We start from the raw sequence: 12,771 nt of genomic DNA on the forward strand, positions 1-12,771 counted from the left end.
GCCAACAATTAGTTGGTGCTTTTTTATTTTATACTTTTACTAAAAAAAAATTGATTCAATCTACAGATATATTTACCATTTCATCTAAAAAAGAATTTGAAAAAATCGCTTTAAAAATTTTTCGTTATCAATTTGACGCCAATTTAGTATATCAAGAATTTTGCTTGCTTTTACATAAAAACAAAGAAAATGTAAAATCTTTAATAGAGATTCCATTTTTACCCATTCAGTTTTTTAAAAGTCATCAGGTTTTAAGCTCAAAAAAACCTGTTTATATAACTTTTACAAGCAGTGGTACAACAGGAATTCAAACCAGCAAACATTTAGTTTCCGATATTTCTTTATATGAAGAAAGTTACAGAAATGCTTTTTCTGAATTTTATGGAAACATAGAAGATTATTGTGTTTTAGCATTACTACCTTCCTATTTAGAGCGTAAAGGGTCTTCATTAATTTATATGGTTGATGATTTAATTCAAAAAAGTAATAATAAAGAGAGTGGCTTTTATTTAAATAATTATGAGGAGCTTATCACAAAATTAATTGAATTAGATCAATCTGGTCAAAATGTACTGCTGATTGGAGTTACGTATGCTTTATTAGATTTAATAGAGAACCGTAGCTTCCAATTAAAAAACACCATAATCATGGAAACCGGCGGAATGAAAGGAAAACGAAAAGAAATGATTCGAGAAGAATTACACCATATTCTTTGCAAAGGTTTTGGCGCGCCTGTGATTCATTCTGAATACGGCATGACAGAACTGCTGTCTCAAGCTTATTCCTTAGGAAATGGTTTGTTTGAATGCCCTAATTGGATGCAAATTTTAATTCGAGATACAGAAGATGCGCTAACTTATGTTCATGAAGGAAAAAACTGGCGGAATTAATGTAATTGATTTGGCCAACTTAAATTCGTGTTCGTTTATTGCAACACAAGATTTAGGCAAAAAACATCCCAACCATTCGTTTGAAGTGCTGGGACGTTTTGATAATTCTGATATTAGAGGATGTAATTTGATGGTATTATAAATGTTAAATTTATAAATCACCGTTTAATTACATTTATTTTTTCGATTACAAAACTACTTTACTTTAATAATAAAGTAATTTTTCTTACCTCTTTGTAATAAAACGAATGTATTACTTATCAAATCTTTTGAACTCAATACAAACTCTTCTGTAACTTTTTCTTTATTTACTGAAATTGAATTTTCTTTTAAAGCCCTTCTTGCTTCGCCATTTGATGCCAAAAAATTGGTTTTCTCATTTAATAGAGCAACAATATCAATGGTTTCATTTATCTCAGACAAAGTAACTTCGGACTGAGGAATTCCTTCAAAAATTTCAGTTAATTGATTTGTATTTAAGGTCTTTAAATCGGTCATGTCTTTACTAAAAAAAGCTGCAGAGGCAAAAATAGCACTCTCTAAATCTTCTTTTGAATGCACTAGCAACATCAACTCCTCTGCCAAACTTTTTTGTAAAACTCTTAGGTGGGGTGCTTGGTTATGTTCAGCAATTATTAATGCTATAGCCTGTTGATCTAAAAAAGTAAAAATTTTGATGTATTTTTCAGCATCAACATCAGTAGTGTTTAGCCAAAATTGGTAAAATTTATATGGGGAAGTTCTATCGGCTGTTAACCAAATATTACCTCCTTCTGATTTTCCAAATTTAGAACCATCTGCTTTTGTAATTAACGGGCAAGTCATTGCGAAGGCTTTTGATCGTTCTTGGTTATCTACATTCATCCTTCGAACTAATTCTGTTCCAGTAGTGATATTTCCCCATTGGTCACTTCCTCCCATTTGAAGCAAACAATTGTAATGCTTATTTAAATGATAAAAATCATATCCTTGAATTAATTGATACGTAAACTCTGTAAAGCTCATTCCTTCTCCTGTATCTCCAGACAAACGCTTCTTTACAGAATCTTTTGCCATCATATAATTTACAGTAATTCTTTTACCCACATCACGAGCAAAATTAATAAATGAAAAGTCTTTCATCCAATCGTAATTATTTACAAGAACTGGAGCATTTATATCTTTTGCATCAAAATCTAAAAAGTTAGAAAGCACCTTTTTAATTCCGTTTACATTATGGTTTAATGTTTCTTCGTCTAAAAGGTTCCTTTCATCCGATTTGCCTGATGGGTCACCAATCATACCTGTAGCTCCACCAACTAGAGCAATAGGTCTATGTCCAAAATTTCGTAAATGCTTTAAAATTATAATAGGCACTAAACTGCCAATATGCAATGAGTCTGCAGTTGGGTCAAACCCTATATAAACCGATGTTGCTTCTTTTAGTAATTGCTCTTCTGTTCCAGGCATCATATCGTGTACCAAGCCTCTCCATTGTAATTCTTCAACTAAATTTTTCATTTATTCTTTTAATTTGTACAAATATAGTTTTTAGTCTGAAAAACTAAAAATTTAGAGGTTTAAAAGTTAAGTCTGAAAAAGATTTATTATTTTTACGATATGAATTTAGTAACAGGAGCGACAGGCTTAGTGGGTTCGTATTTAATGATTTCATTATTAGAAGAAAATAAGGAGGTTAAAGCTTTATATCGTAGTTCTAAAAATATTGAAAAAGTTAAAAACATATTTGCTCATAAAAATCAATTAAAACTTTTTGATAAAATCAATTGGATAAAAGGAGATATTACTGATATCCAATCCTTGTATCCTGCGTTTGAAAACATAGCGTTTGTTTATCATTGTGCGGCTTTAATTTCTTTTGAGCCTAAAGACCAAAAATTATTACTTAAAACTAATATAGAAGGAACGGCAAACATAGTAAACTTTTGCATCGATTTTGCTGTAAAAAAACTATGTTATGTAAGTTCTATTGCTGCCCTAGGCGATGCTAAAGAGGGTGAGTTTATAGTTACTGAAGAAACAGAATGGAATCCAGAAAAAAAACATGGAAACTATGCCCTTACAAAGTATGGTGCCGAGATGGAAGTTTGGAGAGGGCATCAAGAGGGGTTAGAAGTTGTCATTGTAAATCCGGGTATTATATTTGGTTATGGTTTTCCTGACCAAGGCAGTAGCGTTATTTTTAATTCTATAAAAAAAGGCCTTTATTTTTATACCAAAGGAAAAATAGGAATAGTAGCTGTAGAAGATGTTGTTCAATGCATGCTGCTATTAATGAAAAAAGGCGTCAACGGTCAAAAGTATATTTTAATTGCAGAAAACAGCTCACTAGACACATTTATTTTTTCAATTGCAGACGCTTTAGGAGCAAAAAAACCAAGTATTTATGCTACTAAAACATTAACAGAAATTGCCTGGCGTTTAGATTGGTTATTGTCCAAATTATCCCAAAGAAAAAGAAGCTTTACAAGATCCACATCTTTGTCTTCCCATAGTAAAGATGCTTATGCAAATAACAAAATTACCACAGAATTAAACTACAATTTTAAAGACATGGAGAGCTATTTAACTAATCTTTCTTTGCTTTATAAGTAGGGTCTTTTTTAGATATTTTTTTTTGATTTTTGAGTAAGGTGTCAATCTCATTTCTTTGAATTTGTATCCGTACATTGACTTGCTCGTATATTTTTTTAAATGAATTGATATCAGACGCATAATATTTGTAATTTTGAAAATAGGTAACGCTGTCAATTTTGTATTTTTTATAAATATATTCTTTTGATTTAATATTGTTATCCGCTAATATTTCGGGTTTTATATAAACTGCTGCCTGTAAAATAGCAATGTCATATATAATGTTTTTCATAACATCATTACTCAATAATTTATCTGGTTTTGGCACTGGATTGTTTGAGCAAGAAACCAATATAATTGAAATAAATAAAAAAAAGATGTGTTTCATATTGCAGTTATTTTCTATCAAACAACAACCGTTGCCCAAAATTTCCTTTTTTAACTTTTCCATTAGCATAAACTAATTTACCATTTACTAAGGTATGCGTAATTCTTGATTTAAAATTTACTCCCTCAAAAGGAGACCATCCACATTTGTATAAAATATTTTCTTTCTGAACATTCCATGGTGAGTGAGCGTTTACTATAGTTAAATCTGCATAATATCCTTCTTTAATAAACCCTCGATTTCTAATTTTAAAAATCTTTGCTGGATTATGGCACATTTTTTCTACAATTTTTTCAATAGAAATCTTGCCTTTCAAATGCTTTTCAAACATGGCTACTAAAGCATGCTGCACTAATGGTCCACCAGAGGGTGCTTTTAAATATGAATTGTTTTTTTCTTGAAAAGTATGTGGAGCATGGTCTGTTGCTATTACATCAATAGTATCGTTTAATAAAGCTTTCCATAAGGCATCTTTGTCTTTTTGCGTTTTTACAGCTGGATTCCATTTAATTAACGACCCTTTTGTGTCATAATCAGCATCTGTAAAATACAAATGATGTATGCAAACTTCAGCTGTGATTTGTTTTTCTTCTAACGGAATTTTATTTGTAAATAATTCCATTTCCTTTGCCGTTGACAAATGAAACACATGTAGCCTTGCCCCTGTTTCTTTAGCCAATTTAATTGCTGTTGAAGACGATATATAACAAGCCTCTTCACTTCGAATCAAATGATGACAATTCATAGGAATGTCTTCCCCAAATTGTTTTTTGTATTTTTCTAAATTGGTTTTAATTGTAGCTTCATCCTCACAATGAACAGCTATTAAAAGTTTTGTTGAAGAAAAAATGTTTTTTAAAGTTTCTTGATTATCAACCAACATATTTCCGGTAGACGAGCCTAAAAAAAGTTTTAATCCGGCAACATTTTCTGGATTAGTTTTTAAAATTTCTTCCAAGTTATCATTAGTTCCACCCATCATAAACGAATAATTAGCATAGGATGTATCGGCAGCAATTTTGTATTTTTCTTCTAAAAGTTCCTGTGTAATTGCGTTAGGCACTGTGTTTGGCTGTTCAATAAAAGAGGTAATACCCCCAGCAACTGCAGCTTTACTTTCTGACAGTATGTCGCCTTTGTGGGTTAAACCTGGCTCTCTAAAATGTACTTGATCGTCAATAACGCCTGGTAACAAATAATTTCCTTCTGCATCGATAATTATTGTCTCTGAAGATTTTACACTTATTTGTGATGCTATTTCAACAATTAATTCGTTTTCTAGTAAAACATCTCCTTCAAAAATTTGTCCTTCGTTTACTATTTTAGCATTTTTTATTAAAATTGAACTCATTATAGGGTATTAAATATTTTTTTTAATCGGAGCTTTATTACCCCAAAAATTGCTTCTTTTATTATATTTCCACTCATTTTTGACTGACCTTTAACTCTATCAGTAAAAATTATTGGGACTTCAATTATTATACATTTTTTTATAAAAGCTCTATATTTCATTTCTATTTGAAAGGCATAACCAATAAACTTAACTTTATCTAAATCTATTGTTTCCAAAACTTTTCTTTTATAGCAAACAAAACCTGCAGTCGCATCCGCAATTTTCATGCCTGTAATAAACCTCACATAAATTGAAGCAAAATAAGACAACAAAATTCTATTCAAAGGCCAATTAACAACATTTACACCATTAGAATAACGTGATCCAATTGCTAAATCGGCACCATTAACACAGGCTTTATATAGAATTTCTAAATCTTTTGGATTATGAGAAAAATCGGCATCCATTTCAAATATATAATCATAATCATTAGCCAATGCCCATTTAAACCCATGCACATAAGCAGTGCCCAAACCTGATTTTTTTTGTCGAACTTCAATAAAAAGATTATTTGAAAATTTATTTTGTAAATCTTTTACTTTAGCAGCTGTTCCATCTGGTGAATTGTCATCTATAATTAAAACATCAAAAGAGGTGTGCAATTGAAATACTGCATTTATAATGCTTTCAATATTTTCTATTTCGTTATATGTAGGAATAATGACAATCTTTTTTTTCATCTTATCCATTTATTTTTGCAAAAGTAAACCTTTTTACATATCTATTTATTAATATAATAGTTTATGTTGCAAAAATATATAATGTTTAAATGAAGATGTTTTTGTGTCAAGTAAATTTTGTAATTTTACATTCTATATGATCGCATTTGAATTAAATCAACGAATAATTGAAAACAAAGATTGGGCAACTTTTTTGTTTTTGTTTTGCTTTGCAATGATAGCAATTGTAAAAACATTACATGAAGTTCAATTTAATGACTTTGTTAATTTGCCTTTTTCAAAAAAATACAACACTACTTATAAAGATAGCTCTCATTTATTTACTTTTTTTACAATATCCTTGCTTTTTGTTCAAATGGTTTGCTTTTCATTTTTAATTCAACTTTTCTTAAGTCATTATAATTATACCACAAAAGATAATTGGACAACATTTATTCAAATTTTTACGGCTTTAAATTTTTTTATGCTGTGTAAATTTTATGTTGAAAAAATAATCGCAACTGTTTTTGACATTGAAGATCTTATAGCAAGTTTTAATCTTAAGAAAATAACTTTTAGAACCTACTTAGCGCTAATTTTATTACCTGTTATTTGTATCTTATTTTATAATTCAGTACTAAACAGTATGTTAATTACGCTATTTGTTGGAATTGCCATGGTGTTTTATTATTTATTTTCACTCCTTAGCTATCAAAAAATGATTCTTAGTAAAATGTTTTATTTTATTTTGTATCTTTGCACGCTTGAAATAGGGCCATATTACATCATATATCATTGGTTTACAAAAAAATAGAATCTTAAATATGTCAAATTTGAAAGTCAAAACAATTTTGGTTTCTCAACCAGAGCCAAAAATAGAGAATTCTCCTTATTTTGAACTTCAACAAAAGTTGAAAGTCAAAATAGATTTCAGAACATTTATACATATAGAAGGTGTTACCGCAAAAGAAGTTAGGCAACAAAAAATAGACCTAAATAATTTTTCAGCTATCATTTTAACGAGTAGAAATGCCATTGATCACTTTTTCAGAATAGCAGAAGAAATGCGCTATAAAGTGCCTGAAGATTTAAAATATGTTTGTCAATCCGAAGCTATAGCTGTTTATTTACAGAAATATGTAGTCTACAGGAAGCGTAAAATATATGTTGGCCAAAAAGACTTTAAGGAACTTGTTCCCATATTTAAAAAATATAAGGATGAAAAATTTTTATTACCCGCGCCAGATAATTTAAATGAGGACGTTCAACTTGTTTTAGATGGACTAAATATTAATTGGACCCTTGGTGTTTTTTACAAAACAGTTATGAGTGACTTGTCTGATTTAAAAAACACAAGTTTTGACATATTAGCCTTTTTTAGCCCAATAGGTATTCAATCATTATTTAAAAACTTTCCTAATTTCAAACAAAACAATACCCGTATTGCTGTTTTTGGAGCGACAACTAAAAAAGAAGCTAACGACAGGGGTTTAATAGTAAATATTTTTGCGCCTACACCTGAGAATCCTTCTATGACAGGTGCGTTAGAAAAATACGTCACCGAAGTAAATAAAGCAAAATAAACAAGCCTTTAATACAATAAAAAAAGCCTTTCAAATAGAAAGGCTTTTTTTATTGTATTAAAGGCTAATAATATTATACTTTTGGCCCCGAATGAACTAGATTTTTACCTTCAAAATTATCGGTGTATTGCTCAAAGTTTGTAATAAAGAGTTTCGCCAAATCTGTGGCTTTATTGGCCCACACATTAGAGTCTTTATATGTGTTTCTAGGATCTAATATGTTCGAATCTACATGATTTAATGCCATTGGTACTTCAAAATTAAATATGGGGATATTTTGAGATTCAACATTTTCAATAGAACCATCTAAAATAGCATCTATTATTGCTCTTGTGTCTTTTATTGAAATGCGCTTTCCGGTTCCATTCCATCCTGTATTCACCATATATGCAGTGGCATTATTTTGTTCCATTTTTTTTACCAACTCTTCTCCATATTGTGTAGGGTGAAGTGATAAAAAAGCTTTTCCAAAACAAGCAGAAAACGTAGGTTGCGGTTCTGTTACTCCTATTTCCGTTCCGGCTAGCTTAGCCGTAAATCCTGATAAAAAATAATATTTAGTCTGCTCAGGTGTTAGTTTAGAAACGGGAGGTATAACTCCAAATGCATCTGCTGTTAAAAAAATAACTTTTGTAGCATGACCCGCTTTAGAAACTGGCGTTACTATGTTTTGTATGTGATCTATCGGGTAAGAAACGCGCGTGTTTTGAGTTACTGAACCATCTTTAAAATCTATTTCACCTTTTGAATCTACCGTTAGGTTCTCTAAAAGGGCATCTTTTTTTATAGCTCCATAAATGTCAGGCTCATTTAAGGCGCTTAAATCAATTGTTTTGGCATAACATCCACCTTCAAAATTAAAAACACCTTCGTCATCCCAGCCATGCTCATCATCTCCTATTAATTGACGTTTTGGATCTGTAGATAAAGTTGTTTTTCCTGTTCCTGATAGTCCAAAAAACACAGCTACATCGCCATCAAAACCTTTATTTGCAGAACAATGCATAGAGGCAATCCCTTGTAATGGTAAATAATAATTCATCATAGAAAACAAGCCTTTCTTCATTTCTCCACCATACCATGTACCTCCTATCAATTGAATTTTTTCTGTAAGATTAAATGCAACGTATACTTCAGAATTTAATCCATGAGCAGCAAAATCTTTAAATGTAGTTTTTGAAGCATTCATTACAACAAAATCAGGTTCTCCATAGTTTTTTATCTCAGCTTCGGTTGGTCTAATAAACATGTTTTTTACAAAATGAGCTTGCCAAGCAACTTCCACAATAAAGCGAACTTTTAATCTTGTATTTTCATTTGCACCACAAAACGAATCAACAACATATAATTTTTTTTCAGAAAGCTGTTTAACTGTAGCCTCTTTTAAAGCATTCCAAGTGTTTTGTGAAATACCCTTGTTATCATTTGAAGCCTTGTCAGAGGTCCACCAAATAGTGTTTTCTGTGATGCTGTCTTTAACTATGTATTTGTCTTTTGGCGAACGCCCTGTAAACTCACCCGTCATAACGTTAACAGCGCCTAAGTTAGTCAATTGACCTTTCTCAAATCCTGTTAAATTTTTATCTAATTCATCATCATAAAGTTCTGCATAAGTGGGATTATAAATTATTTTATTTACATTTTTAATGCCGTATTTTTCTAACGAAATCGATTTCGTAAATTGAGACTGTGAATTCATAAAATATTTTTTTCTTAATAATTAAGACTACAAAATTAAAAATATTATTTTAAAAACTAAGTTTTAAATTTCTTTTTTAAACATAATGCAACAAAATAGGTAGATCCATGACAGTATTAGCAATAAACCGCCTAAAGGGGTAATTGGACCTAATAGTTTTGTCTTAATATTTGTGTAAGTAGATGTCGCTAATAAATAAATAGAGCCACTAAAAAGTAAAATTCCAAACAAAGTCATTAAAAAAACGATCGTTTTTTGTTTTTCTGTAATGTTATTTGTTTGAGCAACAAACAATAAAAATAATACATGATACATTTGATAACGAACTCCTGTTTCAAATGAACTTAACTGCTCTACAGATAAAAATTTTTTCAAAGCGTGTGCTCCAAAAGCACCTAAAATTATCGCTAAAGCACCTAAAAACAAAGCTGTTAATACTATTTTTTGAGACATATTTAATATATTTCTACAAAGATATTAAATCAAATGGTTGAATAATGAAAAAAACATAGTAAATAGTTTTTAAAAAAATAACATTTTTGTATGTTTGTGTTATAATTGTAACATTAATATGAGAAACATACTTCTATTTGGTGCAGGAAAATCAGCCTCATCATTAATCAAATATATTTTAGACAAATCTGAATCTGAAAATCTTCATTTAACCATTGCAGATAAAAATATAGATTTAGCAACAACAAAAACGAACAATCATAGAAACGCTACTCCTATTGAGTTAGATATTTTTAATGAATATGAGAGAAAAGCTGCAGTTGAAAAATCCAATATAATAATTTCAATGTTACCTGCTCATTTACATATTGAAATTGCTAAAGATTGCATTTTATATAAAAAACATTTAGTTACAGCCTCTTATACCAGTTCTGAAATGAAAGAATTAGACGAAGAAGCAAAAAAAAATAATTTGGTTTTCATGAACGAAATTGGACTTGATCCTGGTATTGATCACATGAGTGCCATGAAAGTTTTAGATGAAATTAGAGCAAAAGGGGGAAATGTGATTTTATTTGAATCTTTTTGTGGCGGATTAGTTGCTCCTGAATCTGATACTAATTTGTGGAACTACAAGTTTACTTGGAACCCTAGAAATGTTGTGTTGGCTGGCCAAGGAGGTGTTGCAAAGTTTATTCAAGAAGGGACATTTAAATATATTCCATACAATAAATTATTTAGGAGAACTGAATTTTTAGAAGTTGAAGGCTTTGGCCGATTTGAAGCATATGCCAACAGAGATTCTTTAAAATATATTAATGCATATGGTCTTAAAAATGCTTTAACTGTTTATAGAGGCACTATGAGACGTGTTGGTTATTCGCGTGCTTGGGATGTTTTAGTTCAATTAGGCATGACAGATGATTCATATACTATTGATAATTCTGAAAACATGAGTTACAGAGATTTTACAAATTCATTTTTACCTTATCATCCAACGGATACTGTCGAAATTAAAATGCGATTTATTCAAAAAATCGAACAAGATGATATCATTTGGGACAAGTTAGTTGAATTGGATATTTTTAATGCAAATAAAAAAGTAGGTCTTAAAAATGCAACTCCCGCACAAATTTTAGAAAAAATTCTTATAGAACAATGGACATTGCAGGCTGATGATAAAGACATGATTGTAATGTATCATAAATTTGGATATGAATTAAACGGAGAAAAAAAACAAATTGATTCTACCATGGTTTGCCTGGGAGATGACCAAACCTATACCTCAATGGCAAAAACGGTTGGACTGCCCGTTGCAATTGCAACTTTAAAAATATTGAATAAAGAAATAACCACTTATGGGGTTCAAATCCCTATTACAAAAGAAATATACCTGCCTATTTTAAAAGAACTAGAAAGTCATGGTGTCCATTTTAATGAAAAAGAGGTTCCGTATTTAGGATATAACCCATTAAACATGATTAGCTAACTATGCTTTGAAGAGCAAACATGCTTAAATATACTTATTTTTGAATTTATAGTTAAAAAATAGAATCATAATCGTATTTTTGATTTCAAATTTATATCATATGAAAGTAAATCACTTACAAATTGAAATAGACGGAATTGACAAAGAAATTCTTCGTGATTTAATGGAAGATGCCCGTAAACCCATTCTTCAAATTGCAAATAAAATTGGTGTTTCAGGGGCGGCTATTCATCAAAGATTAAAAAAACTAGAACAAGCAGGTGTTATTTCGGGATCCAAATTTATTGTAAACAACAAAGTTTTAGGCTATACTACAATGGCATTTGTTGGGGTATATTTAGAAAAAGCTGCTAACAATAGTGATGCCGTTCGCGAATTAAAAAAAATTCCGGAAGTATTAGAGTGTCATTATACAACAGGAAATTGGAGTGTACTAATCAAAATAGTTTGCAAAGACAATGAACATTTAATGCAAATGCTCAATAAAAAAATTCAAACCATAGAGGGTGTTTCTAGAACAGAAACCTTTATTTCACTTGATCAACAAATTGAAAGGCAAATACAACTATAAAAATAAATTTTGAACTGCTAAAAATAAAAAATCCGTTTCATATTAATATGAAACGGATTTTTGTATTACAGAAATATATAATCGTATAACTAGTTTATTAGCCGACCAAATTAATAATTTTTCCAGGCACAATAATTACTTTTTTAGGAGTGTTTCCGGCCAATTGAGCAATCGTTCTTTCATCGTCCATTACAATTTCTTCTATTTGAGCTGGGGTTAAATTTAAGGGCAGGTTTAAAGTAAAACGCATTTTTCCATTAAATGAAACCGGATATTCTTTATTGCTTTCCACTAAATAATTAGAGTCATAAATTGGAAAATCTACTGTTGAAATAGACTCTTTATAACCTAAGGCGTTCCATAATTCTTCGGCAATATGCGGTGCATATGGCGAAATTAGTAGGGCTAATGGTTCTAAAATAGCTCTGTGGTGGCATTTTAATGTGGCCAACTCATTTACACAAATCATAAATTGAGAAACAGATGTGTTAAACGAAAAGTTTTCTATGTCTTCGGTAACTTTCTTTATAGTTTTATGCAAGCTTTTATACATTTGAGCGGTTGGCTCCTCATTTGTTACAAGTAAACTCGTGTCGTCAAAGTACAAACGCCATAATTTTTTTAGGAATCCAAAAACGCCAGTTATTCCTGCAGTATTCCAAGGCTTCGCTTGTTCTAATGGCCCTAAAAACATTTCGTACAAACGCAAAGTATCTGCTCCATATTCTTCACAAATATCATCTGGATTGACTACGTTATACCATCTTTTTGACATTTTTTCTACTTCACGACCAACAATATACTTATCATTTTCAGTTATGAATTCTGCATCTTTAAATTCTGGAAGCCAATTTCTTAATTTATCTAAATCAATTTCATCAGAAGCATTAACAATGTTTACATCAACTCTTATTTCATCAACTTCATAATCAAATTTCAAATTCTTTGAAACATATTTATTAGTCCCTGAAATACGATAAACAAAAGCACTCATACCCAAAAACATTCCTTGATTAATCAGCTTTTTAAAAGGTTCTTCTGTGGGTGCAAAGCCTCTATCTTTTAAAAATTT

12 protein-coding genes and 1 pseudogene are annotated in these 12,771 nt (G+C 30.4%); 6 read left to right on the forward strand and 7 right to left on the reverse strand.

All coding sequences use genetic code 11. From position 1 onward, the window contains the following. Positions 1 to 50: 50 nt before the first annotated feature. Positions 51 to 1,032 (forward strand): annotated as a pseudogene (locus tag AABM47_RS06770) (acyl transferase). A gap of 53 nt (positions 1,033 to 1,085) precedes the next feature. Here the strand turns inward: AABM47_RS06770 and tyrS are convergent. Then, positions 1,086 to 2,390 carry a tyrosine--tRNA ligase gene (tyrS, locus tag AABM47_RS06775; protein ID WP_338410169.1) on the reverse strand — a complete coding sequence of 435 codons (1,305 nt, stop codon included), beginning with the start codon at positions 2,388 to 2,390 and terminating at the stop codon, positions 1,086 to 1,088. A 99-nt stretch (positions 2,391 to 2,489) separates the two neighbouring features. Between tyrS and AABM47_RS06780 the strand changes: the two genes are divergently transcribed. After that, entirely contained in the window at positions 2,490 to 3,485 is a 996-nt protein-coding gene (locus AABM47_RS06780; protein ID WP_338410170.1) for an NAD-dependent epimerase/dehydratase family protein, read from the forward strand. On the opposite strand, the gene AABM47_RS06785 is transcribed toward AABM47_RS06780, so the two are convergent. Genes AABM47_RS06785 through AABM47_RS06795 form a run of 3 tightly spaced genes read right to left on the reverse strand, consistent with a single transcriptional unit; the run spans position 3,460 to position 5,925 of the window. Next, positions 3,460 to 3,852, reverse strand: a complete 393-nt coding sequence (locus AABM47_RS06785) for a DUF4296 domain-containing protein (RefSeq protein ID WP_338410171.1) — start codon at positions 3,850 to 3,852, stop codon at positions 3,460 to 3,462. The two genes, AABM47_RS06780 and AABM47_RS06785, sit on opposite strands and share 26 nt — an antisense overlap. A gap of 7 nt (positions 3,853 to 3,859) precedes the next feature. Beyond that, on the reverse strand, positions 3,860 to 5,203 hold the full coding sequence (locus tag AABM47_RS06790) for a dihydroorotase (RefSeq protein ID WP_338410172.1): 1,344 nt from the start codon (positions 5,201 to 5,203) through the stop codon (positions 3,860 to 3,862). Beyond that, a complete protein-coding gene (locus AABM47_RS06795) occupies positions 5,203 to 5,925 on the reverse strand; it encodes a polyprenol monophosphomannose synthase (protein ID WP_338410173.1) in 723 nt (240 codons plus the stop codon). Before AABM47_RS06795 ends, AABM47_RS06790 begins: the two co-directional genes overlap by 1 nt. Before the next feature lie 136 nt (positions 5,926 to 6,061). On the opposite strand from AABM47_RS06795, the gene AABM47_RS06800 reads away from it, so the two are divergent. Both AABM47_RS06800 and AABM47_RS06805 read left to right on the forward strand, forming a co-directional pair. Beyond that, the gene (locus tag AABM47_RS06800) at positions 6,062 to 6,718 is read left to right on the forward strand and encodes a DUF4271 domain-containing protein (RefSeq protein WP_338410174.1); all 657 of its coding nucleotides are present in this window, start codon (positions 6,062 to 6,064) and stop codon (positions 6,716 to 6,718) included. 19 nt (positions 6,719 to 6,737) lie between these two features. Next, positions 6,738 to 7,487 (forward strand): uroporphyrinogen-III synthase, encoded by a 750-nt coding sequence (locus AABM47_RS06805; RefSeq protein WP_338410180.1) that lies wholly within the window; start codon positions 6,738 to 6,740, stop codon positions 7,485 to 7,487. 73 nt (positions 7,488 to 7,560) lie between these two features. Here AABM47_RS06805 and pckA read toward each other — a convergent pair whose 3' ends face one another. Further along, positions 7,561 to 9,186 carry a phosphoenolpyruvate carboxykinase (ATP) gene (gene pckA / locus AABM47_RS06810; protein WP_338410175.1) on the reverse strand — a complete coding sequence of 542 codons (1,626 nt, stop codon included), beginning with the start codon at positions 9,184 to 9,186 and terminating at the stop codon, positions 7,561 to 7,563. A 63-nt stretch (positions 9,187 to 9,249) separates the two neighbouring features. Further along, positions 9,250 to 9,639 (reverse strand): DUF423 domain-containing protein, encoded by a 390-nt coding sequence (locus tag AABM47_RS06815; RefSeq protein WP_338410176.1) that lies wholly within the window; start codon positions 9,637 to 9,639, stop codon positions 9,250 to 9,252. 118 nt (positions 9,640 to 9,757) lie between these two features. Here AABM47_RS06815 and AABM47_RS06820 point away from each other — a divergent pair, with 118 nt between their 5' ends. Next, positions 9,758 to 11,128: a saccharopine dehydrogenase family protein gene (locus AABM47_RS06820; protein WP_338410177.1), complete on the forward strand. Its 1,371-nt coding sequence runs from the start codon at positions 9,758 to 9,760 to the stop codon at positions 11,126 to 11,128. 100 nt (positions 11,129 to 11,228) lie between these two features. Further along, on the forward strand, positions 11,229 to 11,699 hold the full coding sequence (locus tag AABM47_RS06825; protein ID WP_338410178.1) for an Lrp/AsnC ligand binding domain-containing protein: 471 nt from the start codon (positions 11,229 to 11,231) through the stop codon (positions 11,697 to 11,699). Positions 11,700 to 11,796: 97 nt separating this feature from the next. Here the strand turns inward: AABM47_RS06825 and AABM47_RS06830 are convergent. Next, a partial coding sequence (locus tag AABM47_RS06830) for a class I tRNA ligase family protein (protein ID WP_338410179.1) occupies positions 11,797 to 12,771 on the reverse strand: 975 nt, incomplete at its 5' end.

Origin of the sequence: uncultured Flavobacterium sp. (assembly GCF_963925415.1) — a bacterium.
Lineage (GTDB): Bacteria > Bacteroidota > Bacteroidia > Flavobacteriales > Flavobacteriaceae > Flavobacterium.